Annotated in this window: 24 protein-coding genes; 4 read left to right on the forward strand and 20 right to left on the reverse strand. The window is 74.4% G+C overall.

The window, feature by feature from the left end; genetic code table 11:
- Positions 1 to 55 precede the first annotated feature (55 nt).
- A complete protein-coding gene (locus QSK52_RS00410; protein ID WP_285732171.1) occupies positions 56 to 793 on the forward strand; it encodes a ferritin-like domain-containing protein in 738 nt (245 codons plus the stop codon).
- Between the two features lie 10 nt (positions 794 to 803).
- Here QSK52_RS00410 and QSK52_RS00415 read toward each other — a convergent pair whose 3' ends face one another.
- From QSK52_RS00415 to QSK52_RS00470, 12 genes are all read right to left on the reverse strand, one after another.
- Positions 804 to 1136: a hypothetical protein gene (locus QSK52_RS00415; protein WP_285732173.1), complete on the reverse strand. Its 333-nt coding sequence runs from the start codon at positions 1134 to 1136 to the stop codon at positions 804 to 806.
- A gap of 8 nt (positions 1137 to 1144) precedes the next feature.
- Positions 1145 to 1636 (reverse strand): DinB family protein, encoded by a 492-nt coding sequence (locus QSK52_RS00420; RefSeq protein ID WP_285732175.1) that lies wholly within the window; start codon positions 1634 to 1636, stop codon positions 1145 to 1147.
- A gap of 43 nt (positions 1637 to 1679) precedes the next feature.
- The gene (locus QSK52_RS00425) at positions 1680 to 2942 is read right to left on the reverse strand and encodes a phenylacetate--CoA ligase family protein (RefSeq protein ID WP_285732177.1); all 1263 of its coding nucleotides are present in this window, start codon (positions 2940 to 2942) and stop codon (positions 1680 to 1682) included.
- A gap of 16 nt (positions 2943 to 2958) precedes the next feature.
- Positions 2959 to 3804 (reverse strand): SDR family NAD(P)-dependent oxidoreductase, encoded by an 846-nt coding sequence (locus QSK52_RS00430; RefSeq protein WP_285732179.1) that lies wholly within the window; start codon positions 3802 to 3804, stop codon positions 2959 to 2961.
- Complete coding sequence (locus QSK52_RS00435) at positions 3801 to 5132, reverse strand: MFS transporter (RefSeq protein WP_285732182.1); 1332 nt, start codon at positions 5130 to 5132, stop codon at positions 3801 to 3803. The genes QSK52_RS00430 and QSK52_RS00435 overlap by 4 nt, the downstream gene beginning before the upstream one ends.
- A gap of 11 nt (positions 5133 to 5143) precedes the next feature.
- The gene (locus tag QSK52_RS00440) at positions 5144 to 6367 is read right to left on the reverse strand and encodes a phenylacetate--CoA ligase family protein (protein WP_285732184.1); all 1224 of its coding nucleotides are present in this window, start codon (positions 6365 to 6367) and stop codon (positions 5144 to 5146) included.
- The gene (locus QSK52_RS00445) at positions 6364 to 7362 is read right to left on the reverse strand and encodes an ATP-grasp domain-containing protein (protein WP_285732186.1); all 999 of its coding nucleotides are present in this window, start codon (positions 7360 to 7362) and stop codon (positions 6364 to 6366) included. The genes QSK52_RS00440 and QSK52_RS00445 overlap by 4 nt, the downstream gene beginning before the upstream one ends.
- A complete protein-coding gene (locus tag QSK52_RS00450; protein ID WP_285732188.1) occupies positions 7359 to 8777 on the reverse strand; it encodes a KamA family radical SAM protein in 1419 nt (472 codons plus the stop codon). The genes QSK52_RS00445 and QSK52_RS00450 overlap by 4 nt, the downstream gene beginning before the upstream one ends.
- A complete protein-coding gene (locus tag QSK52_RS00455; protein WP_285732190.1) occupies positions 8777 to 10486 on the reverse strand; it encodes a class I adenylate-forming enzyme family protein in 1710 nt (569 codons plus the stop codon). The genes QSK52_RS00450 and QSK52_RS00455 overlap by 1 nt, the downstream gene beginning before the upstream one ends.
- Positions 10487 to 10590: 104 nt before the next feature.
- Positions 10591 to 11982: a flavin monoamine oxidase family protein gene (locus tag QSK52_RS00460; protein ID WP_285732192.1), complete on the reverse strand. Its 1392-nt coding sequence runs from the start codon at positions 11980 to 11982 to the stop codon at positions 10591 to 10593.
- Positions 11979 to 12269: an acyl carrier protein gene (locus tag QSK52_RS00465; RefSeq protein ID WP_285732194.1), complete on the reverse strand. Its 291-nt coding sequence runs from the start codon at positions 12267 to 12269 to the stop codon at positions 11979 to 11981. Before QSK52_RS00465 ends, QSK52_RS00460 begins: the two co-directional genes overlap by 4 nt.
- A gap of 158 nt (positions 12270 to 12427) precedes the next feature.
- Positions 12428 to 13996 carry an amino acid adenylation domain-containing protein gene (locus QSK52_RS00470; protein ID WP_285732196.1) on the reverse strand — a complete coding sequence of 523 codons (1569 nt, stop codon included), beginning with the start codon at positions 13994 to 13996 and terminating at the stop codon, positions 12428 to 12430.
- A 538-nt stretch (positions 13997 to 14534) separates the two neighbouring features.
- Between QSK52_RS00470 and QSK52_RS00475 the strand changes: the two genes are divergently transcribed.
- Positions 14535 to 15746, forward strand: coding sequence for a hypothetical protein (locus QSK52_RS00475; protein WP_285732199.1), 1212 nt, complete (start codon positions 14535 to 14537; stop codon positions 15744 to 15746).
- Positions 15747 to 15863: 117 nt separating this feature from the next.
- Here the strand turns inward: QSK52_RS00475 and QSK52_RS00480 are convergent, their stop codons facing one another.
- The 8 genes from QSK52_RS00480 to QSK52_RS00515 form a co-directional block, all read right to left on the reverse strand.
- Positions 15864 to 16394 carry an NUDIX hydrolase gene (locus QSK52_RS00480; protein ID WP_285732201.1) on the reverse strand — a complete coding sequence of 177 codons (531 nt, stop codon included), beginning with the start codon at positions 16392 to 16394 and terminating at the stop codon, positions 15864 to 15866.
- A gap of 115 nt (positions 16395 to 16509) precedes the next feature.
- Positions 16510 to 16704: a DUF1272 domain-containing protein gene (locus tag QSK52_RS00485; protein WP_285732203.1), complete on the reverse strand. Its 195-nt coding sequence runs from the start codon at positions 16702 to 16704 to the stop codon at positions 16510 to 16512.
- A 190-nt stretch (positions 16705 to 16894) separates the two neighbouring features.
- A complete protein-coding gene (locus QSK52_RS00490; RefSeq protein ID WP_285732205.1) occupies positions 16895 to 17572 on the reverse strand; it encodes a hypothetical protein in 678 nt (225 codons plus the stop codon).
- 298 nt (positions 17573 to 17870) lie between these two features.
- Complete coding sequence (locus QSK52_RS00495; RefSeq protein WP_285732206.1) at positions 17871 to 18548, reverse strand: hypothetical protein; 678 nt, start codon at positions 18546 to 18548, stop codon at positions 17871 to 17873.
- A 70-nt stretch (positions 18549 to 18618) separates the two neighbouring features.
- A complete protein-coding gene (locus QSK52_RS00500) occupies positions 18619 to 19398 on the reverse strand; it encodes a hypothetical protein (protein WP_285732208.1) in 780 nt (259 codons plus the stop codon).
- A 52-nt stretch (positions 19399 to 19450) separates the two neighbouring features.
- Entirely contained in the window at positions 19451 to 19840 is a 390-nt protein-coding gene (locus QSK52_RS00505; RefSeq protein WP_285732210.1) for a VOC family protein, read from the reverse strand.
- A gap of 44 nt (positions 19841 to 19884) precedes the next feature.
- Positions 19885 to 20067, reverse strand: coding sequence for a hypothetical protein (locus QSK52_RS00510; protein WP_285732213.1), 183 nt, complete (start codon positions 20065 to 20067; stop codon positions 19885 to 19887).
- A gap of 322 nt (positions 20068 to 20389) precedes the next feature.
- The gene (locus tag QSK52_RS00515; RefSeq protein WP_285732215.1) at positions 20390 to 21106 is read right to left on the reverse strand and encodes a TetR/AcrR family transcriptional regulator; all 717 of its coding nucleotides are present in this window, start codon (positions 21104 to 21106) and stop codon (positions 20390 to 20392) included.
- A 230-nt stretch (positions 21107 to 21336) separates the two neighbouring features.
- Between QSK52_RS00515 and QSK52_RS00520 the strand changes: the two genes are divergently transcribed.
- Both QSK52_RS00520 and QSK52_RS00525 read left to right on the forward strand, forming a co-directional pair.
- Positions 21337 to 22881 (forward strand): APC family permease, encoded by a 1545-nt coding sequence (locus tag QSK52_RS00520; RefSeq protein ID WP_435053137.1) that lies wholly within the window; start codon positions 21337 to 21339, stop codon positions 22879 to 22881.
- A gap of 46 nt (positions 22882 to 22927) precedes the next feature.
- A complete protein-coding gene (locus QSK52_RS00525) occupies positions 22928 to 24568 on the forward strand; it encodes an amidohydrolase (protein ID WP_285732217.1) in 1641 nt (546 codons plus the stop codon).
- Positions 24569 to 24906 lie beyond the last annotated feature (338 nt).

Consider the following 24906-nt stretch of genomic DNA (forward strand, 5'->3'; position numbering starts at 1 on the left):
CGCGCGCCGTCGGTGCGGCGGGCACGGCACCATGTACGAGAGCGGGGGCGGAGCCATGCCCGGAAGCGGATTCGACCAGTGGGTGGCGGCGTTCGAGGCGGAGAAGGCGCGCCGGGAGTGGATCGCGGACCCGGAGTGGGCGCGCGGGGTCGAGCTGCCCGCGGTGGTGGCGCGGAGCCTGCAGAAGTTCCAGGTCGGGGAGGACGGGGACGGGGCCAACCTGCGGGCCAAGGCCGACCGGGCGGGGGACGCGGCGTACGCGGCGGCGGTGCGGCTGTTCGTCGACGAGGAGCGCAACCACGCGCGGCTACTGGCCGAACTGCTGGGCGCGGCGGGCGTCCCGCTGCTGGACGGGCACTGGAGCGACGGGATCTTCGTCCGGGTGCGCCGACTGCTGGGCCTGCGGACCGAGTTGATGGTGCTGATGGTCGCCGAGCTGGTCGCCGTCGAGTACTACCGCAGCCTGCGGGACGGCCTCGCCGACCCGCTGGCCCGCGAGGTCACCGACCGGATCCTGCGCGACGAGCAGCGCCACATCCCGTTCCACGTCCAGCGGTTGCACCAGTCCTTCGGCGAACTCGCCCCCTCCGCGCGCCCGTTCGCCCACCTGGCCTGGCTGCTGCTGGCCCTCGCGGGCGCCCTGTTCGTCGCCGTCGACCACGGCCCCGCCCTGCACGCCGTCCGCACCTCCCGGGGCCGCTTCCTGCTGGCCGTCACCCGCCACGCCTGGACGGTCGGCACGCAGATGGCGGCCCGCGGCGGCCGGACGGCGGCGGAGGCGCTCCCCGAGTAGGGCGGGCAGGTCAGTCGGGCAGGCCGTTCGCCCGGAGCAGGGCCCGCAGCCTGCGGACCTCCGCGACCAGGTGCGGGACGTCCTGGCGGGCGTTGGCGATGAAGTCCAGGTCGGCGTCGAGCTGGACGTTCGGGCTGGCCACCTGCCGGTTGTCGATGTAGTGGTTCAGGTACATCTCGTTGTCGACGTCCGAGGTGTCCCGCTGGACGAGGATGACGCTGCAGCCGCCGATGGCCCCCCTGGTCTCCAGCCAGGGCTCCCACGGTCCGGCGGTGGCGGCCGCGGCCCGGCCTTCGATCTCGGCGAGCTGTTCCTCGGTCAGGGGCGGGTGGTTCGTGTCCACGGTCCTCCCTACTCCCCGGTGGTGCCGTCGAGGCGTTCGCGCAGCAGGTCGGCGTGGCCGTTGTGGCGGGCGTACTCCTCGATCAGGTGGGTGACGACGTAGCGCAGGGTGAAGACCTCCTCGCGCCAGTGGATCGGGGTGTCGAGGGAGGCGGCGTCGTTGACGGTGGCGCGGGAGCGGGCGCACTCCTCGTGCCAGACCCGGAAGGCCTCGTCGGGGTCGGCGGCGTCCACCTCGAACGCGGCGTCGCCGGGCCAGTGCGCGGGGGCGTCGTCGCCGTTGACGACGTTGCGGAACCAGCTGCGCTCGACCTCGGCGAGGTGCCGGACCAGGCCGAGCAGGGAGAGCGCGGAGGGCGGCACGGCCCGCAGCCGGAGCTGGTCGGCGGTCAGCCCGGCGCACTTCATCGCCAGCGTCTCGCGCTGGTACTGGAGGAACTCGGTCAGGGAGGCCCGGTCGTCGGCCACCCGGGAGGGCTCGGTGCGCTGAAGGTCGCTCATCGGACCATCATGCCAACCCGGGTGGCCGCGGGCACCGCCCGGGTCAGTGCGCCGGGCGCTCGTCGACGACCTGCCGGAGCTTGCCGGTGCGCGGGTTGGTGAGGAGCTCCGAACGCGGCACCCACTCCACCTGCAGCGGGTGGATCGCCCCGATCGCCGCCTCCGAGACGTACGCGGGCCGGGCGTCCAGGACGGCGCGGCGCAGCGTCTCGGTGAGTTCGGCGGGCGGCGGGGCCGGGGTGGTGTGGCCGAGGCGGATGATCAGGCCGTCGCGGTTCTCCCAGCGGCGCTGGACGAGCTGCATGCCGGTGATGTGGTGCCCGGGGTCGTGGGCGAGCAGCACGTCGCGGACGTCCTCGGTGGGCATGGAGACGATCCCGACCCTGGCCCCCTCGGTGGAGCGGCCGAGCAGCCGGAAGGTGGTGCAGGTCCCGTCGGTCCACTCGGCGCGGTCGCCCGCCGGGTAGCGCAGGATCGGCACCAGGGTGCGGAACAGGTTGGTGACCACCACCCGGCCGGGGACGCCGGGTTCGGTGATCGGCTCGCCGGTGGCGTCGTCGACCAGCTCGACCACCGTCCGTTTCCGGAAGGCCCGGTGGACCCGCAGGTCGTCCCCGGCGGGCACCGGCCCGGCGACCAGCCCGGCGTCCACCGAGGCGTAGCCGATCGAGGACAGCGCCGCGTTCGGGAAGGCCGAACGCAGCAGCGGCCGCAGGTCGTTGAAGAGGATGTCGCCGCCGAACAGGATCAGCTCGACCTGCGGGGCGGGCCGGTCCTGCTTCAGCAGCGTCTCGGCGACGGCCGACAGCTTCATCGGCTCGCCCGCCAGCACGTCCACGCCGAAGGAGTGCACCAGGTCGGCCACGTACTCGTCGGGCGCGGTGGCCACCGGCAGCCGGACGTTGTCGATCGGCGCGTGGTGCAGCGCGCCCTCGATGAACAGGAAGCCGCTGTAGAACTCGCCCGCCCGGAACAGGTTGGCGACCTTCTGCCCGGGCTTCAGCCCGGCGTCGACCAGCCCGGCGCCGAACGCGCTGACCGAGTCGACGTGTTCGGAGCGCGTCCACGGCGAGAACTTGGGGGCGCCGGTGGTGCCACCGGACTTGTAGACCGCGGCATCGGTCAGCGGACCGGTCAGCAGCCGGTTGTCGGGCCAGCGGTTGGCGGACCAGAACGCGACGTGGTCGATGACCGGCAGTTGGGTGAGCGAGGTGACGACGGCGGGCACGTCGCGGTACAGCTCGGCGTAGAACGGCGAGTTGCGCCGGGCGTGGTCGACCAGGGCCTGAAGCGGCAGAGCGGGCAAGGCAGTTGCTCCTCGGTCAAGGGGTCTCTACGGGGGTGTGGCCGATCCAGTCGCGGGCGAGCCGCTGCACGGTGCTGCCGTCGCGGTCGGCGAGCTTGGCGTCCAGGTACGCCGCGGCCCACGGGCCGGTCGGGATCCGGAACGGCGGCCGCTCCTCGGCCAGCGCCCGCAGCACCGCCTCCGCGACCTCCGCCGCGGGCTGCCCGGCCCCCGCCCAGTGCGCGCCGATCCGCTCCCCGTACGCGGCGAAGGTCTCCGCGTACGGGCCCGAAGCGGCCTGCACGGTACGGCGGTTGACGTCCGGGAAGATCCCGAAGCGGGTGTCCGGGACGTAGCCGGGCACCAGCACCGACACCCGCACGCCGTGCGCGGCGGCGACCGGTGCGAGCGACTCCATGAAGCCCTCGACCGCGAACTTGGCCGCGCAGTACGCCTCGTTGAAGGGCTGCCCGACCACGCCGTGCACGCTGCCGATGGTCAGCAGCCGCCCGCCCGAGGCCCGCAGCAGCGGCATCGCGGCGCGCGAGACGGCGATGGTGCCGAAGAAGTTGACCTCCAGGTTGGCCCGTAGCGCCTCCGCGGTGGACATCTCCAGCGTCGGGTCGAAGTTGGAGATCCCGGCGTTGTTGACCAGCGCGTCCAGCCGCTCGACCCCGGCGAAGCACTCCGCGACCGACTCCTCGTCCGTGACGTCCAGCCGCCGCACCCGGGCCCCGGGCGCCGCCGCCCGCAACGCCCCGGCCCGGGCCGGATCGCGCACCGTCGCCACCACCTCCCACCCGGCCCGGCACGCCGCCGCGGCGGTGGCCAGCCCGATGCCGGAGGAGCACCCGGTGATCAGCACGACCTGACGATCCGTCACTTTGCTGCCTCCGCGGGCTCGCTCGCGCCGTCCGCGGCCTGCGCGGCCTGCGCGCTGTCCGCGGCTTCGGTGAGGCGGTCCACGGCCTTCGGCAGGTCGGCGTCCATCCGGGGCTGGATGCCGAGCGCGGGGAGGAAGGAGCAGGCGGCCAGCAGGGTGCCGCCGACCATGGTCCAGCGGGCGGCGTCCAGGACGCCGAGCGGGCCGGTCAGCAGCGAGACGGCGAGGCCGCCGGCCAGGGCGGCGAGCGGGATGACGCCCCAGGTGGCGGTGCGGAAGGCGGCGTGCATGACGCCCTGGTGCTGCGCGGACATCCGGGACTGCCGGGCGGGGGCCGAGCAGACGTTGATGCAGGACATGAAGAAGCCGTAGGCGCCCATGGTGACGGCGATGACCGGCCCGGCGGGCAGCGCGGGCGCGGCCAGGACGCCCAGGCCGACCAGGCAGTGCAGCAGCAGCGCCCAGGCCAGCGTCCGTCCGATGCCCAGGCGTTCGCCGATCCTCGGGGCGACCAGCGCGCCCAGCAGCGCACCGACCGCGCCCGCGGACATCGCGGCGCCGTACACGCCGACGGTGACGCCCAGCCCGCGGTAGGCCAGCACCGGCAGGACGGTGACGAACACCGGGCCGCCGGAGTTGAGCGTGACGGCGGCCAGCACGACCCGGCGCAGCACCGGGTCCTGCCAGTTCAGTCGGAAGCCGAGCGTGAGGCGCTGCCACACCGTGCCCTGGGCGGCGGTGGGCTGCCCCCAGGGCCGCATCCAGCGGAAGCAGACCGCCGAGACCAGGTAGCTGGCGGCGTCGACCAGCAGCGAGGCCGCGCCGAGCGCCCCGTACAGGGCGGCGGCGATCGACGGGCCGGAGACCTCGGCGACCGAGCCGCTGCCCTCCAGCCGCGAGTAGGCCCGCACCAGGTGCGGCTGCTCGACGACGGCCGGGACGGCCACCAGGTAGCCGACGTTGAAGAAGATGGTGGCGCCGGAGACCGCCGCGACGCAGCAGAACAGCAGCGGCGTGGAGAGCAGGTCCAGCCAGTAGGCGAGCGGGATCGCCGCGACCGCCGCCAGCCGGATCAGGTCGCAGGCGATCAGGGTGCGCCGCTTGTCCCAGCGGTCGACCAGGACGCCCGCCACCGGGCCCAGCAGCGGGATGCCCAGGTACTGGGCCATCGCGACGACGCCGACCTGGAACGCCGAGGCGTGCAGCACGAAGATCATCAGGGTCGGGACGACGAACACCGTCACCCGGTCGCCGACGTTGGAGACCGACTTGCCGAACCAGAACAGGTTGAAGCCCCGGCCCAGTTGCTCGGGCCTGCGCAGTTTCACGAGCCCTCGTTTCACGCTTCCTCCCGGACGACGAAGCCCGCGGTCTTCCCGGTGCGCTCGTTGCTGATCAGTGCGTCCACCACCCGCACCCGCACGTGCTCCGGGTCGTGGACGAAGGCGGTGCTCAGGGTGAAGGTGGCGGACAGCAGTTCGCGCCGCAGGGCGTCCGGATCGGGCAGCTCGCCGAGCACCAGGACGTCCACCGAGCGGGCCCGGCCGCCCTGCTCGGTGACCAGCACCTGCGCCCGGACGACGCCCGGCTCGCGCTCGACCCGGGCCAGCAGCTCGTCCACGTGCAGGCCCAGCCCGCGGACCTGCACCACGTTGTCGCGGCGCCCCAGCACCCGCATCGCCGGGCCCGGACGCCCGCACGGGCAGGGGCCCAACTCGCCCGCGTCGCCGGTGCGGTAGCGCAGCACCGGGTTGAGCATGGCGGGGTCGAGCGAGGTGAAGTCCAGCAGGCCGTCGTCGCCGACGTGCACCAGCTGGTGCGGGAAGGGGTGGAAGGTGTCGGCCGGGCAGTCCGGGGAGTTGGAGCCCACCACCCAGGTCTCGGTGGAGCCGAACATGCCGTGCCGACGGGCCTTCGGCGCGACGGCCGCCAGGTCCTCCTCCAGCTGCGGCTGCCAGGCTTCGCCCAGCCACAGCACCTTCCGCAGCGACGGGAGTTCGATCCCGGCAGCGCGGGCGTGCGCGAACCACAGCCGCAGCACGCTCGGGGTGCCGCCGATCGCGGTGACCTGCCGGTCGGCCAGGAAGCCCAGCCACTGCGGGTACTCCTCGGCGGTCACCGAGCCGAGCGCGATCACCCGGCAGCCGGACAGGTCGGCCAGGCCCGCCGCCAGGAAGTGCGCGCCCCACATCCGGCCCGCGCCCCAGGCGTTGACGAACACGTCGTCCCGCTCCAGCGGCCGCCAGTGCTCGAACACCTTTGCCATGTAGAACCCGGTCGGCGCGTACCCGACCTTCGGCGCGCCGGTCGAGCCGCCGCTCTGGAACAGCCAGGTCGCCCCGTGCTCGGCGGCGGGCTCCAGGTGCGCCAGCGCGGTGTTCAGGTCGTCCTTGGCCAGCGGCGGCAGCGCGGCCAGCTCCGCCAGCGTGCCGGGCGGCGCGGCGGCGGCGTAGCGCTCGCCGAACTCCGGTACGCCACGCAGCAGTTCCAGCGTCCGGCGGGCCACCGCCAGGCCGTCCGCGGCCTGCTCCTCGGTGAGCGAGAAGGTCGTCCGAGCGGTCATCGCCCCGCACCCCCGTCCGCCAGGAAGGCCGCGTGCGCGTCCCGGTAGGCGGCGAACCGGGCCCGGGTGACCGCGCGTTGCACCGGTCGGCCGGGGTCCTCCAGGTCGGGGGCGATCACCCCGTCCGGCTCCAGCTCGGAGAACCAGAACCGTTCGCCGTCGTGCAGGAAGTCCACGCAGAAGAACGGGATCGGCAGTTTCTTCGCGAAGTAGGCGGTGGCGCCGACGAGTTCGGGCGGGATCTCGCAGAACTCCATCGACCCGCCGCGGCTGGCGTTCGCCACCGGAGACCCCGCCTCCGGGGTGCGCCGCAGCGCCGCGTACGGGCGCCCGTCGATCACGTACACCCGGTAGTCGACCGTGCCGTCCCCCAGGTACGGCTGCGCCACCAGCACGGTGTCGCCGCCCTGGGCCAGGCTGGCCAGGCCGCGCACGTCCTCCCGGGAGCGGGCCAGGCAGATCCCGCCGCCGCCGCACCAGCCGGACGGCTTCACGATCGCCGGGAAGGTCAACCCGTCCAGCGCCGCCTCGTACTGGTGCTTGGAGACGTCCCGGCCGGAGCCGATCCGCACCGACGGGACCGGCGGCACCGGCGAGTCCGCCAGGAACAGCACCGTCGCCAGCTTGTCGTTGCCCAGCAGCGACACCTGGGCCGGGAACGGCAGGTAGAACCCGGCCTGCTCCAGCACCGTGCACAGCGTCAACTGGTTGAACACGTCCATGGACTGGTACGGCAGCGAGTACAGCGCCGTGATGAACAGGGTGTCCGCGGGCGTGACCGGCTCGCCGTCCACGTACACCCGCGGGCGGCCCGGGTCGGTGCCGTCCACCGTCACCGCCTCCGGCGCGTGCATCGTCCACGACAGGCCCAGCTCGGCGGCGATCTCCGCGTACATGTCCCAGAAGTAGTGCTTCCACATCGCGCCCGACCGGCTCGACTCCCGGTCCGGGAAGATCCAGCACATCCGGCGCAACGGCGCCTGCGGCCCGCTCATTCGCTCTCCTCCAGCTCGTTCGCGTCGAAGTCCCGCCCCGCGGCAGCCCGTTCGGCCCACCAGGCCCGCCCCTCCGGGGGCAGCGTGTCCACCGGGTCGACGTACGGGTACCGGCGGGCCAGCCCGTCCGGGCCGGACGGCGGCTCGCCGCCGCGCAGTTCGAGCCCGGTGCGGTAGTTCTTGGTCCACCACGAGACGCCGCGCACCCGGTCGTAGCCCACCGCCTGGTGCACCCAGCGCTTGCCGACGTGCGGCACGTCCGCGACCAGCCGGGGCGTGGCGTAGCCCGGCAGGTAGCCGAGGATCGCCTCCTGCAGCCGCTGCGCCGCCGCCAGCGGCAGCCGCCAGTGCTCGGCGTTCGGGACGACGTCGCACAGGTAGAAGTAGTACGGCAGCACGTTGGCCTCGCCCTGCAGCGCGAAGCACAGGTCGAGCAGCGCCCGCGGGCTGTCGTTCACGCCGCGCATCAGCACGCCCTGGTTGCGCACGTCCCGCACGCCCGCGTCCAGCAGGGCCCGGGCCGCCTCGGCGACCAGCGGGGTGACGGACGCCGCGTGGTTGGCGTGGGTGTGCACCGCCAGGTTGACCGAGCGCCGGGCCGCCAGCCGGGCCACCCGCTCCACCCCGGCCAGCACCTTCGGCTGCAGCCAGTGCTGCGGCAGGCCGACCACCGCCTTGCTGGCCAGCCGGACGTCCCGCACCGAACCCAGCTCCAGCAGCCGCAGCAGGAACGACTCCAGCCGCGGCCACGGCACGTTCGCCAGGTCGCCGCCGGAGACCACCACGTCCCGCACCGACGGGGTGCGCTTGAGGTAGTCGAGCATCTGCTCCTCGCGGTCCGCCGGGCGCAGCACCAGCCGGGTCTTGGCGACCTGCGGGGTGGAGCGGCCGACCAGGTCCATCCGGGTGCAGTGCCCGCAGTACTGCGGGCAGGTGGAGAGCAGCTCGGCCAGCACCTTGGTCGGGTAGCGGTGGGTCAGCCCCTCCACCACCCACATCTGCGCCTCGTGCAGCGAGTCCCGGGCCGCCAGCGGGTGGCTCGGCCAGGACGGGTGCCGGTCCGAGCGCACCGGCAGCATGTAGCGCCGCACCGGATCGGCCAGGAACGCCTCGGTGAACGCCTCGGGTGCCAACTCGGCACCCGCCGCCATGGTGTTGAGCATCTGCGGCGGGACCAGCATCGACATGGTCGCGAACTGCCGCTGATCGGCGGCGAGTTCGTCGTAGAAGCGGTCGGTCAGCAGCGGACCGAACACCTGCCGCAGCTGCCGCTCGCCCTGCACGCAGTGCGCCCGCTGCCACTGCGCGTCCCGCCACTGCGCCGCCGTCACCCCCCGCCAGCCCGGCAGCCGCCGCCAGTCCGGTTCCACCAGCGGCCGCCGCACGTACTGGTAGGGCTGGGCCCGGTGCTCCATCAGGCGGCCGACGCGGTGAGCAGGCCGGCGTGCCGGGTGCGCAGCTCCCGCTTGAGCACCTTGCCGGTCGGGCCGAGCGGGAAGTCCGCGTCGGTGCGGGCCACCCGCAGCGCGGCCAGCTCCGCCAGCCCGGCCCGGCCGAGTTCGGCGTTGGCGGCCTTCAACAGCCCTTCCTCGTCCAGCACTCCGGCCCCCTCCTGGAGCCGGACCACGGCGATCGGCCGCTGTCCGCCGTCCGGGTGCGGGACGCCCACCACCGAGCAGTCCTGCACCAGTTCGGCGCAGTCGGCGAGCAGCACCTCCTCCAGCGGCAGGCTGTACACCGGCCCGTCCAGGGTGTCGATCACGTCCACCGTCCGGTCCAGGTGGAAGAACCGGCCCTCGGCGTCCCGGTAGGCCACGTCCCCGGTCAGCCAGTACCCGGACAGGTGGAAGCTCGCGGTCAGCCGCTCGTTGTTCCAGTACCCGGGCGTGATCGAGGGCGCCCGCACCGCCAGCAACCCGACCGTTCCGTCCGGGACTTCGGCGCCGTCCTCGTCCAGCACGGTGGCGTGCTCCACCACCTCGGACGGCCTGCCCACGCAGCGGTCGGCGCGCTCCGTCTCCGGCGAGGTGACCTGCCCGAACAGCGCCATGCCCATCTCGGAGGAGCCCAGCCCGTCCACGAACTGCGAACCCGGCAGCGCGGGTTGGTCGGCCTTCTCCTGCGGCAGCAGCCACGGCCTGATCAACCCGGCCGGGCGCTCGCCCAGTTGGACCAGCCGCCGGACGTGCCCGTAGTGCGCGCTGTCGCCGGTGTTGAACCAGGAGTGCACCTTGGCGGCGCCCCGCACCGGCAGTTCGCCGGTCGCCAACTCGACGAAGGTGCGCGGGAAGGAGGCCACCATGGTCGGCTGGAACGCCTCCATCACCGGCTCCACCACCGTGCGTCTCCACCCCGCCATCACCACCGTCGGCAGACCCAGCAGCGTCGCGGTCAGGAAGTAGCTCAGGCCGCCCGCGTGGGTGTGCGGCATCAGCGACATCAGCCGGTCCGAGGGCTCGGCCGGGAAGCGGGTCATCCGCGGCTGCTTGCCCTCCCAGAACTGCCGGTGCGCCAGGATCGTCGACTTCGGGGTGCCCGTCGTCCCCGAGGAGTGGATCAGCGCCACCACGTCCTCGGCCGCGTGCCGGTACGGGTACTGCTCCGGCAGCGCCGCCGCGGCCGGGTCGGACGCCTGCACCTCGGCGGTCAGCGCCAGGAACCGGGGTCTGCGCTGCGGGTCCTGCCGGTACGCCGCGGCCAGCCGGGTGGTGTCGTCCGCGACCACCCCGACCACGCCGACGTGGTTCAGGTAGCGCACCATCACGTCCGGCCGCATCGCGTCGTTGACCAGCGCCGGGACGGCCCCCAGTGCGGTCAGCGCGAAGAAGTGCAGCAGCGGCTCCAGCCCCTCCGCCACCACCACGCCCACCGGCTCGCCCGGCCGCACCCCCATCGCGTGGTACCAGGCCGCGTACCGGTCGCGCAGCGCCGCCAGGTCCAGCAGGCTGTGCCCGACCAGCACCACCTGCCCGCGGTGGTCCAGCCGGTGGGAGAACGCGTACGGCACCGCGCAGTTCGGGTTCGCCTCGATCGCCCGGTCGAGGAAGTTGCCCGCCCCGAGGGTCGGATCGGTCATGAACCGCTCCCGGACGGGCAGCGGGGCGAGGGGCGTCTGGTCGCTCATGGCGGTCTCCAAGCAGGACTCGTCGCCGGGCCCGCCCCCGCGGGGCGCGCACCGGTCAGGGGAAAGGTCCGGACGGGCTTGATCAGATGGGGAAGTGACGGGGGTCAGTCGCCGAGCAGTTCGGCGGCCACCCGGCGGCCGGAGCGGACCGCGCCCTCCAGCAGGCCGAAGAACGCGGTACTGGTCTCGGTGCCCGCGAACCGCACCCGGCCGTGCGGGGCGGTCAGCGTCGGCCCGAGCGCCGACCAGTCGCCGGGGCCGAACAGGGCCGCGTAACAGCCCCTGCTCCAGGGCTCGTTGACCCAGTCGGTGACGTGGAAGGCGACCGGCTCGGGCAGCAGCGGGAACAGCCGCCGGGCCTGCGCGACCGCCGCCGCCCGCTGCTCGGCGGGCGGCAGGGCGGCGAAGCGGTGCGCCTCCGCGCCGGTCACGAAACCGGTCAGCACGCCGGGCGAGCCCTCCGGCGGGGTGTCGTCCACCGTGGACAGCAGCGGACCGGCCGCGTTCACCGACCAGCCGGACAGGCCGTGCGCCCGCCACACCGGCTCCGGGAACACCAGGTGCAGTTTCACCGCGCAGCCCCGTCCGGTCCGCGCACCGGCCCGCCGCACCGGCAGCCCCGGACGGTACTCGATCGCGTCCGCGAGCAGCGGCGGCACCGCCACCACCGCCGCCTCCGCCCGGTAACTGCCCTCCGGTGTACGGACGGTGACCTCGCCGTCGGATTGCTCCACGGACAGCACCGGCTCGGCGGTGCGCAGCACCCCGCCCGCCGCCAGCAGCCGCCGGGCCAGTCGCTCGGACAGCCGGTGCGCGCCGCCCGCGACCCGGTCCTGCTGGGCGCCGCCCGCGAAGGCGTTCAGGTAGCGCAGGCCACCGCCCGAGCGCAGGTAGAAGGCCATGTGCAGGACCGACACCTTCGCCGGGTCGGCCGCCATCATCTCGCCCAGGAACAGCGGGAAGAACAACCTGGCGTCCGGGTGCGGGAGTTGCCGCTCCGCCCAGTCGGCGGCGGTCAGTGCGTCCAGCCGCTCGGCGTCCGGCGTCAGCCAGGGCGCGTCCGGGCGGACGGTTGCCGCCAGCTCCTCCAACTGCTCGAACAGGTCGCCCAGGGCGACCGCGTTCAGCGGCGGGAAGCGCCCCTCGACGGTCGCGGCGGCTCCGCCGTCGGCGCCCAGGGCGAACCGGGCGGCACCCGTCATCTCCGTCGGCGCGGTCTTCAGGTCGCAGGCGGCCAGCAGGGCGTGCAGCTCGGTGTGCCGGTCGCCCAGGTACGCGGCGCCCGCGTCGATCCACCGGCCGGGCGCGACCTCGATGCCCCGGGTCCGCCCGCCGACCCGTTCCCGGGCCTCCAGCACCGTCACCCGCACGTCCCGCTCCGCCAGCTCCACGGCCGCCGTCAACCCGGCCGGACCGGCGCCGACCACGACCACCGAACGCGGCGCACCGGCGGGGGCGGGGAGGGCGGGGGAGGGGGAGAACGCCGCGGCGCTCACCGGGCGGCCGCGACGGCCGTGACGCGGGCGGCGAGGCCCGCCGGGGTCGGGTCGGCGAGGAACTCGTCGAAGGTCAGTTCGACGCCGTGGGTGCGCGCCACCGCGCTCAGCACCCGGGTGGCGACGAGGGAGTCCCCGCCCAGCAGGAAGAAGTTGCCGTCCGCGGGCACCTCCGCCAGCTCCAGGACGCGGCGGAACACCGCCGTCAGCGAGTCGAGCAGCTCCGGGCCCGAGAGGGCGGGCGGGGCGGTGGTGGCGGGCGGGACGGCGGGCGTGTCGAGGCTCATCAGGGGGTCTCCTTCGACCGGTGCGGGGTGCGCGTGGTCCGGTGGTGCCAGCGGTGCGTGGTGCGCTGTACGACGGAGCAGGGGGTGCGCGAGGTGGTGCGCGACGGTGCGGTCACCTGGCCCGACGGTTCGTCAGACCTGGTGTGGAGAAAGGCGGTTCAGGAAACAGCCGCAGTGCTGGTGCTGGTGCTGGTGCTGGTGTTGCCGTACAGGCGGTGCGAGGCGGCGCGGTCGATCTTGCCGCCGGCGGTGCGGGCCAGGTCCGGGACGACGGTCAGCCGACTCGGGACGAGGTGTTCGGGCAGGAACTCCCGCAGGTGGCGCAGGAGTTCCGCGGAGCTGAGCGGGTCGGCCGCGGCCGCGGCCCGGTCGCGCGGGACGACGTAGGCGACCAGCGCGGTGCGTCCGGCCAGGGTGGTGGCGGTGACCGCGGCCAGGCCCACCCGGGGGTGGGCGCCGAGCGCGGTCTCCACCTCGCCCGGGTCGACCCGGATGCCGCGGATCTTGACCTCGTGGTCGATCCGTCCGCGGTGCGTCAGCACCCCGTCCGGGGCCCGGGAGACCCGGTCGCCGGTGCGGAACCAGCGCTGCCCGTCCCGCTCGACGAAGCGTTCCGCGGTGGTCTCCGGCAGGCCGGGGTAGCCGGACGCCAGGGCCGGGCCGCCGATCAGCAACTCGCCCTCGGTGGTGAGCAGTTCCTCGACGTGTGGCAGGGCGCGGCCGATCGGCGCGCGTTCGGCCGCGTCCCACGGGCGGCCCGGCTCCGGGGTGTCGGGGCCGAGCAGGTCCACCGCGTGGGTGATCAGGGTGGTCTCGGTGCAGCCGTAGGTGTTCAGCAGCCGGATCCGGCCGCTGTCCGCCAACCGGCTCCAGTCCGCCAGCCTGGCCGGGTCCGCGGCCTCGCCGCCGACCACCACCAGCCGCAGGCAGGAGGGGAGTTCGGCGTCCGGCCCGTCCTCCGCGAGGTGCAGCACCAGTTCGTGCCAGAACGCGGTGGGCAGGTCCAGCACGGTGATGCCGCGCCGCTCCACCGCCCGCAGCAGCCGGGGGAAGGAGGCCGAGTGCGCCTCCGGGTCGAACACCAGCCGGGCGCCGGAGGTCAGGGTCGGCAGGATCTCCTCGAAGCAGGTGTCCCAGTTCAGCGAGGCGAACTGCAGTACCCGGTCCTCGGGGCCCACCCCGAACAGCCCGCGCAGCGACCCGACCACCGCCGAGACCGCCCGGCGCGGCGTCAGCACCGGCTTCGGCTGCCCGGTCGACCCGGAGGTGAACAGCAGGTACGCCGGGTCCGTCGGGTCGACGGCCACCGCGGCCGGTAACTCCCTTCCCGCACCGGTCGGTTCGCGCACCGGCTCGACGTGCGGGAGCCCGAGCGCCGCCGCCTGCCCGGCCGTCCCCACCAGCGCGGTGCAGCGGGCCGCCGTGACCATCCGGCGCTGCCGCTCCAGCGGGAAGGCCGGATCCAGCGGGACGTACGCGCCGCCCGCCGCGAGGACGCCCAGCAGGGCGACCACGGTCTCCGGCGCGTGCCCGGCCGACACCGCGACCGGGCCCGGACGGTCACCCAGCGCAGCCGCCAAGTGGTGTGCGGACAGCGCGAGTTGACGGTAGCTGAGGGTGCTTCCGGGTGACTCCACTGCGATCCGTTCGGGCCACCGGAGAGCGGTATCCGCGAACGCGTCGAACAGGTCGGAACCCGGTTGGTTGACGCCGCCGTTCTTTGACATGCCCGCTCCAAGAAAATGCCCAGAGGTGCCCGTCCGTGCTTCGGCGAACCCGGACTCTACCCCCCGTGATCCGGGCCCACAATGGCTGCTGGGCGGGATATCCGGGGGAGCCGTGATCGACCCGTGAACGTCACCCACCCACCCCTTGATCACGTTCAGTGATCGGCCGGACGTGCTCCGGTGCGGCCCTCCCGGGCGGCCCGGCCCGCCCGCTGCGGGAGCCGGTGCGCAGGGGAGCGACGTTTCGTCGGCGAATCGGTGCGGCTTTCCGGTGGCGGGGCGGAAGCGTGCGCGGAAAACGACGCGCGCGATAGCGGAGCCGACCGATCATGCTTGCTTGGCGTCCGAACCGACTTTCCCCTGCCCGGCCTCGAACACCGCATTACCGGAACGGTCGGCCGCCCGCCGAAAGTGTCCGGAGCGCCGCGCCGCCACCGGCTCCGGAGCCCGCCGCTCCGCCGCCGATCACCCCCGTCCGCCGTCCGGCCCGGGCCGCCCGCGGTGACGCGGCGTGACGGTCGGCAGTAGCATCCCTTGAATGAAGACCACCGTGCTGCTGGTCGATGCCGCCGCCCTCGGCTCCACCGGCGCCGCCCTGCTGCTCGGCCCCCGCACCCTGCGCGCACCCGCCCGGCCCGCCGACGGCGCCGCCGAGCCGGCCGACCGCGCCGCCGAGCCGGCCGACCGCGCCGCCGAGCCGACCGGTCGTACCGCCCCCCGGCCGGAGGTGCTGCTGGCCGCGGTGACCGCACTGATCTTCCTCAACCAACTCCTCTGCTCCGCCTACCTGCTGCGGGTGCACGGCGGCGACGCCGGGTACGTCGCCCGCTACCTGCCGCCCGGCTGGTTCGCCGAGCCGACCGGACACCCGGCCGTCCGGGCGCTGGCCGCGCACCTGCCGCAGCCCGGGCTGTTCGCGCCGACCGTGCTGCGCGTGCAGGCCCTCCTGGAGCTGCCGTTCGTGCTGTTCGCCTACGCGACCGTGCTCCACCGCCTCAGCCCCGCCCTGCTGCGCCGCGTCCTCGGCTCGCCCGCCCTGGTGTGGACGACCGCCGCCTCGTACACCCTGGTGTTCTCCGTCGTCGAATGGGCGCTGCGCAACCCGTGGACCCTCCAGGACGTGGCGATCCGGACGCTGGCGGCCCTGGGCACCGCGCCGCTGCTGCTCCGCACCGCCCGCCGCGCCCCCGGGGCGGAACGGCGCCCCGGCACCCTCGGACTGCTGCGCTTCGCCGCCGAACTGTGGGCCGTCGGCACCCTCGTGATGGTCGTCTACGACACCGCGCTGCTCTACAACCTCCGCCACCTGTCCAGCCGTTGGCCCGAGGCCGCACTCGCCCTGGCCGTCCTCGCCGCCACCGCGTACGACCGTCGCCCCGCCACCCCCGATCCCACCGCCCCGGGCCCCGGCACCGCCGCGCTCACCGTCCTGCTGCACCGGACGCTGGTGCTGTTCCTGCCCCCGGCCCTCGCCGTCCGCTACGGCCTCGGCTATGCGCACCCCCGACTCTCCGCCGCCGCGGCCCTGCTGGTGGCCCTGGCCGCCCTCGCCGACCGCCGCATCCGCGCGGCCGCCCTCCCGCTCGCCCTCGCCTGCACCACCGGCCTGGCCGCGGCCTGGCTCGCCCTGCACCTGCGCCACGACACCTACCCCGAGAGCGGCCTGCTCCGCGCGATGGTCGCCCTCCCCGTCGCGGCGGCCCTGGTCCTCGCCCTCGCCGACCGCCCCGCCCGGACGGCACCCGCCTGACGGCGCCGCCCGCCGGGAGTCCGGTGCCGGTGGTGCCGGTCCGCCGAAGGGCGTCGCGACGGGGCCGTCGGTTACCGGAGTTCGTCCGGCCCACCCGCAACGCCCCTCGCACGGTGCTCAGTTGAGGGAAAGGTCCGCGTCGTCGTCGACCTCGCCGAGGTCCAGCGGGGTCCGGCCCGGGCCGTCGCGGAGCAGGTCGGTGAGCAGGACGGCCAGGTTGCGCGGGCGGATGACCTGGTCGGTGTCCGCCAACTCCGCGACGCTCCACCAGTGGTGGCCGAACCTGGCCTCACCGGGGTCGACCCGGACGGCGGCGGTCTCGGCCGCGGTCAGGCGCAGCAGGCGGTACTCCTCCCACTGCCGGTGGGGGCGGCCGTCGAAGGTGAACCCGGTGGTGCGGGTCATGACCAGCGGACCGAGGCGTTCGGCGGGCAGGTCGAGCCCGGTCTCCTCGCGCAACTCCCGCACGGCGGCGCTCAGCGAGTCCTCGCCCTCCTCCGCGCCACCGCCGACGGTGAACCACCAGCGCCCGCCGCCCGGCCGCGGGTCGCGGGAGCAGAGCAGCAGCAGGCGGTCCCGGTTGTCGAGCAGCAGGATGCGCGAGGTGTTCCGCAGGGGGCGCGGAGCGTCTTCGGGGCGCGGTGTCATGACTTCGATCCTAGGCAGTTCCTTTCGGACCGCCAGACCGTCAGACCGCCAGACCGTCGGACCGCCAGACCGCCGACGTCGGGACGCGCAGCACGGTCCCCGAAGGGCCCCTGGCTCAGGCCGCGTCGCCGCCCCGTGTGCGGCGCGGCCGCGGCACCAGCTCGCCGCCGCAGTTGGGGCACACGTGCTGCATGGCGTCGCTGCAGGTCGGGCAGAAGGTGCACTCGTACGAACAGATCCGGGCCGGGGCGTCCGGAGGCAGCACCGCGTCCTCGCACCTCTCGCAGCGGTCACGCATCTCCAACGCCATCGTTCTCTCCTGGGGATCGGGCATCCGCCGACGACCGGACACGCGCCCATCCTCCGCAGGGGGATCTTGGGCAACAAGCGGCACCGTTGTCAGATCCCCGCAAGATCCTGCCACCCGGAGGGAGTGCCGGACGGGCGCGACGGACCGGAACCGCCGACCGCCCGTCCGGTGCCGCCGTCGGTCGACGGCCTCAGTCCACGACCTCCCAGGTCTCGTGCATCGAGGTGACGGTGCCGCTGCCGTCGGTGCTGTAGATGAAGAGCGGGCCGCACTGCAGGCCGGCCGGCCGGTTGTCCGGCTCGGGGATGTCGAAGCAGGGCTTGCGGGTCCTCGCGTACTCGGCGAAGGACATCTTCTGGGCGTCGTAGCGCGGGAAGCCCTGCTTGGTGCCGCTGGGCTTCACGAACATGACCACCGAGGCGTCGGCGGCGACCTTGAAGGTGGTCTCCGGGCCGGAGGTGTCCAGCTGCAGGCCGTACTGGCTGCACTCGGTCTTCACCTTGGTGCCCTTGATCTGGCTGCCCGCCGCCGAGGTGACCAGCAGCACCTGGTGCGTCTTGTAGTACGCGGCGCAGCCCGCGGTGTCCATGCTGGCCTTCTCGAACGCGGCCTCGTCGGCGGGGCTGACGGCCTGTCCGCCGGCGGGCGCGGCGGCAGCGGGCTTGGACGCCCCGCCGCTCGCCCCACCGGTCGCGGCGCCGCTCGCGGCGCCGGACGGGGTCGACGGGGCGGACGCGGCGGCAGAGCTGGCCGCGGCGGCCGCGGTGGTGGTCGAGCCGGTGCCCGAACTGTCGTCCGGGCCGCACCCGGTGGCGGCCAGGGCGACGGTCAGCAGGCCCGCGGCGGCGGCGAGTCGACGGTTGCGCATGCTCAAGGAATCCCCCCGTGGGACGGCGTTGGTGGTGACGACGGTCGGAGAACATACCAACCCGCCCGGGAGACCGGGGAATCACCACCACGGGCCCCGACCGCCCCGGCCGGGTTCAACGGCGTCGGTCCCCGCTGCCACGCCTGGCCGGTCGCGGGCGGACCGGCCGCCCCCGCCCCCGCGCGCCGCGTGCTGCCCGCCGCCCGGGTGGAAGCCGTCCCGGGGGCCGGGCACTCCCTGCCGGTCGACCGGCCCGGGACCGCCGCCGAACCGGTCCTCCGGAATTCCTGACGAATCGTCAGTCCGCTTTCTGCACAGCAGCGTTCTCCTCGTCCAGGGAGAGCCGGTAGGACGCGAACAGCAGCACCGCGCAGGCCGGGTCCAGCACCAGCATCAGGATCGCTCCAGGCACCGCCCGGGTCAGCGCCGCCTGGCCCAAAACCACCAGGCCGATCCGCAGCGCGGACGCCCAACTGCCGTGCAGCAGCTGCCAGGAGCGGCGCAGGTCGCGGCCCTCCAACAGCACCGCCATCGGCAGCATCGCGGCCACCGCCGCCAGGTACAGCGCGGCCGGGTCCAGCACCGGCAGCAGCGGGCGCGCCAGCGACTCGTACCCGCTCGGGAACAGCACGGACAGCAGCCAGAGCAGCCCGGGCAGGTTCACCGCGGACGACAGCAGGGCCAGTCGCAGCACCGGCGACCGGCCCGTCCGGAACGCCGCCAGCGGATCGGACTCCCCACCCAGCACCCGCAGTTGGGCCGACCACCGCCACGCCGAGAGCACCGCCCCGGCCGCGAACAGCAGCACCGCCGACGCCTCCGGGGCCGCCCCGGCCGAGCCGACGAGAGCGTTCAGCACGTTCACCGCGACCAGGAACAGCACGTTCACCGCGAGCAGCCGCCACCAGCAGGCGGCCGCCAGCTCCCGCACGACCGCCCACCACGCCGACCCGTACCCCGCAACGTCGTTGACCACGTCCCGACGCTACCGGACCGCCCGTCGCCGCCCGTCGCCGCCCGTCGCCGCCCGCGCCCCGGACCCGCCCTCAGCGCCCGAACGCCGCGTCCACCGGCGGGTACGCGGACGGCGCGACCGGAGGCCCGGCGAGCGGCACGGCGGGCCGGGCGGCGGGCGAGCGCAGGTAGGTGGCGAACAGTGCCAGCGGGAGGGCGAAGTGCACCGGGACCACGAGCGCCCGCACCACCAGCGCGACGAGGACGGACCTGCTCGCGAAGAGGGCGTCCACGTACAGCTGCTCGAGCAGGAGGTCGGCGACGGCCCCGCCGAGCGCGATCGCGCCCAGCCGCAGGGCGGTCGCCCAACCGCTGCACAGCAGCCGCCAGGAGGCGCGCAGCCCGCCGTCCTCCAGGAACACGGCGGCGGGCAGCGGCGCGGCCACCGCGCCCCCGAGCAGGGCCAGGAGCACGACCGGGACCAACTGCGGCCCCCGGTACAGGCCGAAGGCGGTAGCCGGGGAGAGGATCAGCAGCAGCTCGGACACGACGGGCACCGACAGCAGGACCGACCACGTCGTCATCAGGCCCAACTGCCGCGGCGTCACCCGCAGGACGGCCGCCGTCCGCGGCCCGAAGGCCAGCAGGCGCATCGCCAGGCCGTACTCGCACGCCGACAGCAGCACGAGCAGGACGGTGCGCACCACGCGCACCGCGTCGTGCTGCGGCACCGCGTACATGGCCAGCGCGACGGCCCCCTCGACCACCGCCGACACCGTCACCACCAGCAGCAGCGGCCACCCGCAGGCCCGGACCCGCTCGGCGACGGTCCCCCACCAACTCGCGCCGCCCGGGCGCGTCCCCTCGATCATCACGGGGGGAGAGTAGCGGAGACCGCACCGGGCGGGCGCGCCCGTTCCACCGCTACGGGGCGTGCACGATCTGGATCAGGTTGCCGCAGGTGTCGGCGAAGACCGCGGTGGTGACCGGGCCCGTGGCCGTCGGCTCCTGGGTGAAGACCACGCCCAGGGCGCGCAGCCGCTCGCACTCGGCGGGGACGTCGTCGACGGCGAAGGACGCGGCGGGGATGCCGTCCTCGCGCAGGGCCGCCTTGTACGGCGGGACGGCGCGGTGGCCGGAGGGCTCCAGCAGCAGTTCGGGGCCGTCGGGCTGCTCGGGGGAGACCACCGTCAGCCAGCGGGCGCCGCCGCCGAGCGGGACGTCGTGCTTCTTCACGAAGCCCAGCACCTCCGTGTAGAAGACGAGTGCCGCGGCCTGGTCCTCGACGAAGACCGAGGTGAGGTGGATGCGCATGCGGGGTCTCCTCGGGAGGGCTGGGGACGGTGGGGGAGGGCGGGTCAGGACGCGGCGGCCCAGCTGACCGCCGCCGCCCGCTCGGCGAGCGGGAACACCCGGGTCTCGCCGGGCACCATCCAGCCGAACTCCGGTACGACCAGCACCAGTCGGATCCCGTCCCCCTGCCCGGGCCCGAGTTCGAACCCCAGCACGCCGGGCGGCAGGTCGGGAAGCACGTCGATCATCGCACGGCTCCAGGTGCCGGGGGCTCGGACCTCCGACCCTACGACGGCCGCCCGCCCGGGAAACCGACGGCGCGCCGGACCCCCGCCCCGTCAGGAGCCGCCGGACCGGGGGGGTAGCGCTCGTCGTCGATGCCGCCGCCGTACTCGTCGCGCAACTCCTTGACCGGGGCGACGACCCCGGGACGCAGCCGCATCCAGGCCCGGGAGGTCTCGAGCTCCCGCTCGACCTGCTCCAGGCAACCGGCGCAGCACCGGCACCGGGATGTCGAGGCGCTCGGCGCAGTCGGGGGAGCAGGTGCACACCGAGGGCTCCCGGGCCGGGTCAGGACGGGAGGCGGGCGGCGAGGGCGTCGAGCAGCAGGTCGAGGGCGAGGGGGTAGGCGCTGCGCCGCATGTCGGCGGCGAGCAGGTCGGCGGTGGCGGCGATGTGCGGATGGGTGTCGGGGGAGAGGCCGCGGTAGGCGGTGTCCCAGACGCCGTTGTCGGCGTGCCGGGCGGTGGCGGGCAGGGCGAGCGCGGCGGAGTCGAGGACGGCGAAGCCCAGCGCCTGGTCGATGAAGGCGTGGTAGAGGCTGACCGCGTCGGGGTCGGGGAACCCGGCCTCGCGGAGTATCCCGAGCATGGTCTCGATGGCGCGGATCTCGTTGGCCCGGCCGGTGGTGCGGTACGCGGCGAGGACGGCGGCCTGCGGGTGGGCGAGCGAGCGGGCGTGGATGCGCATCCCGACCTCGCGCAGGTCAGCGCGCCAGTCGCCGGTGGGCCGCCAGCCGTCGAGGCCGAGGCCGATGAGCTCGTCGGCGACGGCCAGCAGCAGGTCGTCGGTGCTGTGGAAGTACCGGTAGATCGCGCTGGGGTCGGCACCGAGCGCCAGGCCCAGGCGGCGGACGGTGAAGGCCTGGGCGCCGTGCTGGCCGACCAGGCGCAGCGCGGTGTCGACGATGACCTGTTCGGAGAGCACGGTGCCCTGCTTGGTGGGGCGTCGGCGGCGGCGCGCGGTCTCGGGGACGACGCGGTCGGGGCGGTCGGGGCGGTCGGTCATGGCCCGTGAGCCTAGGCCATCCGCCCTTACGACAACAGCATTGACGTTCTGCGGGGCCGGGGGTTTCATGGCGTCCCTACCGGCGGTTCCCCACCGGTGACCCCCACCCGGCGGGCCGAGCCCGCGACGCCCGCCGGTGACCAGTGCCCCCCCGCGCCACCGCTCCGGCGCACCCTCACCCGGCGCCCGCCCGCGGGCGTCCCCCCACGACACCTCTCGGCGGTGATCCTTTGGCAACGACGGTCAAGGACCGGGGCCCCGTCCCCGACGGCGGTTCCGGCGGCGGCTCCGCCGCGGGCCCGGACGCGATGCGCAGGTCGGTCGGCGTCGGCGCGGTGGTGGTGATCGCCGCGTCCAGCACGGCCGCCACCACCTCGATCGGCATCGGCCTGGGCCTGATGGCGGGCGTGGTCGGCCTGCACCTGCCCGCCATCATGCTGCTGGCCTTCCTGCCGGTGCTCGGCATCGCCTGCGGCTACGGGCGGCTCAACCGGGTCGAACCGGACGCGGGCAGCTCGTACCGCTGGGTCGGCAAGGCGCTCAACCCGTGGCTGGGCTTCCTGACCGGCTGGGTCAACATCGTCACCACCGTCGTCTTCATGGCGTACACCACCACCGTCACCGGCTCGGCGATCATCCAGCTGGCCGGGACGGCGGGCCTGCACGCGCTGCCCGGCGTGCGGCTGGACCCGGACTCCAGCTTCCAGTGCACGCTGCTCGGCATGCTGGTGCTGCTCACCGCGACGGTGGTCGCCGTCCGCGGCCTGGACCTCGCCGCCGAGCTGCAGAAGTACCTGCTGGTCTTCGAGTACGCCGTGCTGATCGCGTTCTGCGGCTACGGCCTGTTCGCCGGGGACCAGCCGTTCAGCCTGTCCTGGTACGACCCGTTCGAGATCCCGTCGACGGCGGCGCTGGCCCAGGGCATGGTGCTCGCGGTGTTCTGCTACTGGGGCTTCGAGTCGGTGTTCAGCGTCGGCGAGGAGGTGCACGACCCGAAGGACGCCACCCGCGGCGGCTTCCTGTCGCTGCTGCTGATGCTCGGGCTGTTCCTGTTCGCGGGCACCGCCTTCCAGCGGGTGCTGCCGATCGGCGAGCTCGCCGACAACGGCGCCACCGGCCTGGCGTACTTCGCCGACAAGCTCGCCGACCAGCCGCTGGCCGCCCTGCCGCTGGTCGCGCTGACCTTCTCCGCCGCCGCCTCGCTGCAGGCCGCGGTCATCCCGACCGCCCGCGGCACCTACGCGATGGGCCGCGACGGCACCCTCGGCAGGGTCTGGACGCGGCTGCACCCGCGCCACCGCACCCCCGCCGCCGGGACGTGGCTGATCACCGGCATCGCCCTGGCGCTGGCCGGGCTGGCGCTGGTCATCCCGACCGTCACCGAGCTGATCGCGGCCACCGTCAACGCCATCGGCATCGTCGTCGCCCTCTACTACGCGCTGGTCGCCATCGCCTCCGCGGTGCGCTTCCGGCACCTGCTGCGCGAGAAGCCCGTCGAGGGCCTCAAGGCGGTGGTCGCCCCGCTGCTGGGCGCGGTCGTGCTGCTGCTGGTCGGCGGCTACCTCGCCTGGACCTTCTACGACTCCACCGACCACTTCGAACTGACCGCCTACAACGGCTGGTTCGAGCTGACCGTCCCCGTCCTGATGATCGCCTCCGGCCTGGCCGCCGCGGCCTGGTCGCGCTGGGTCCGCCGCTCGCCGTACTTCACCGGCGCCACCGACCGGGCCGGCACCGCCGCCGAAGCCACCACCGAAGCCGCCACGACGGCCTGACGTACCGTCAACTCCCGTACCTCGCAACGAAAACGGAGCACCACCCATGAACCGTGCCGACCTGGTCTTCACCGGCGGGCCGATCCACACCGGCGACGCCGCCCGCACCCGGGCGAGCGCGCTGGCCGTCACCGGCGAGCGGATCACCGCGGTGGGGCACGACGAGGTACGGGAGTTGATCGGCCCCGGCACCGAAGTCGTCGACCTGCACGGCAAGTTGCTGATCGCCGGCTTCCAGGACGCCCACGTGCACGCCGTCTACGCCGGCATCGAGACGGCCGCCTGCAACCTCACCGGCACCGTCACCGTCGCCGACTACCTGGCCCGGGTCGCCGAGTACGCCGCCGCCCACCCCGAGAAGGAGTGGATCACCGGCGGCGGCTGGTCGATGGAGAGCTTCGACGGCGGCCTGCCCACCCGGCAGCTGCTCGACTCCGTCGTCCCCGACCGCCCGGTCCTCCTCTCCAACCGCGACCACCACGGCGCCTGGGCCAACACCCGCGCCCTCGAACTCGCCGGGCTCACCCGCGACACCCCCGACCCCGCCGACGGCCGGATCGAGCGCGAGGCCGACGGCACGCCCAGCGGCGTGCTCCAGGAGGGCGCCGTCGGCCTGGTCGGCCGGCACGCCCCCGACCCCACCCCCGCCGACCGCCTCGACGGCCTGCTGCGCGCCCAGGCGATGCTGCACTCGCTCGGCATCACCGCCTGGCAGGACGCCCTGCTCGGCGAGTTCGGCGGCAACCCCGACCCGTCCGACGCCTACCTCACCGCCGCCCAGGACGGCACCCTCACCGCCCGGGTGGTCGGCGCCCTGTGGTGGGACCGCGAACGCGGCGCCGAACAGATCCCCGAACTCGTCGCCCGCCGCGCCGCGTACACCCACGGCCGGTTCCGGGCCGGCTCGATCAAGATCATGCAGGACGGCATCGCGGAGAACTTCACCGCCGCCCTCACCGCCCCCTACCTGGACGGCTGCGGCTGCGCCACCGGCAACAGCGGCCTCAGCTTCGTCGACCCGGCCGCCCTGAAGGAGCACGTCACCGCCCTCGACGCGCTCGACTTCCAGGTGCACTTCCACGCCCTCGGCGACCGCGCCGTCCGCGAGGCCCTGGACGCGGTCGAAGCCGCGATCGCCGCCAACGGCCGCCGCGGCAACCGCCACCACCTCGCCCACCTGCAGGTCGTCCACCCCGACGACCTCGCCCGGTTCGCCGCGCTCGGCGCCGTCGCCAACATCCAGCCGCTGTGGGCCGCCCACGAACCGCAGATGGACGAACTCACCATCCCCTTCCTCGGCCCCGAACGCGCCACCTGGCAGTACCCGTTCGGCGCCCTGCAGCGCACCGGAGCCACCCTCGCCGCGGGCAGCGACTGGCCGGTCTCCAGCCCCGTCCCGATCGACGGCATCCACGTCGCCGTCAACCGCCGCGAACCCGGCGCCGCCGCCGACGTCCCGGTCTTCCTGCCCGAACAGCGCCTCGACCTGGCCACCGCCCTCGCCGCCTACACCGCGGGCACCGCCCACCTCAACCGCCTCGACGACACCGGCGTGCTGCGCCCCGGCAACCTCGCCGACCTCGTGGTCCTCGACCGCGACCCGTTCGCCGCCCCCACCGAGGAGATCGCCGACACCCGCGTCCTGCGCACCTACGTCGGCGGACAGGCCGTGCACACGGCCGAGTGAGAGCCCCGCCGGAGAGCCCCGCCGGAGAGCCCCGTCAGGGGCTCGGGGAACGGCGAGTCCGAGCTGCTGCCGGTCGGAGCCCACCGATGCGTCCGTGTTGCTTCGGGCCAGCAACAGAACCCGAAGCACCGGCAGTGCACCGCCAGCAGCCCCGAGCCCGCCGTTCCCCGGGCCCCTGACATCGAGCCTCGCCGTTCTTCCCGGGCCCCTGCTCCCGCCCGTCGCACCCCGTCCCGGAAAACCCTTCGCACACCTGTCGCACGGACGTGATAGGAATCTCGATCCGGGGCGTGCCACGCGCACGCCCCGACGGGAACGCACAGCACTTCGGAGGGGAC

The sequence above is a fragment of the Kitasatospora phosalacinea genome (assembly GCF_030268885.1).
Taxonomy (GTDB): Bacteria; Actinomycetota; Actinomycetes; order Streptomycetales; family Streptomycetaceae; genus Kitasatospora; species Kitasatospora phosalacinea_C.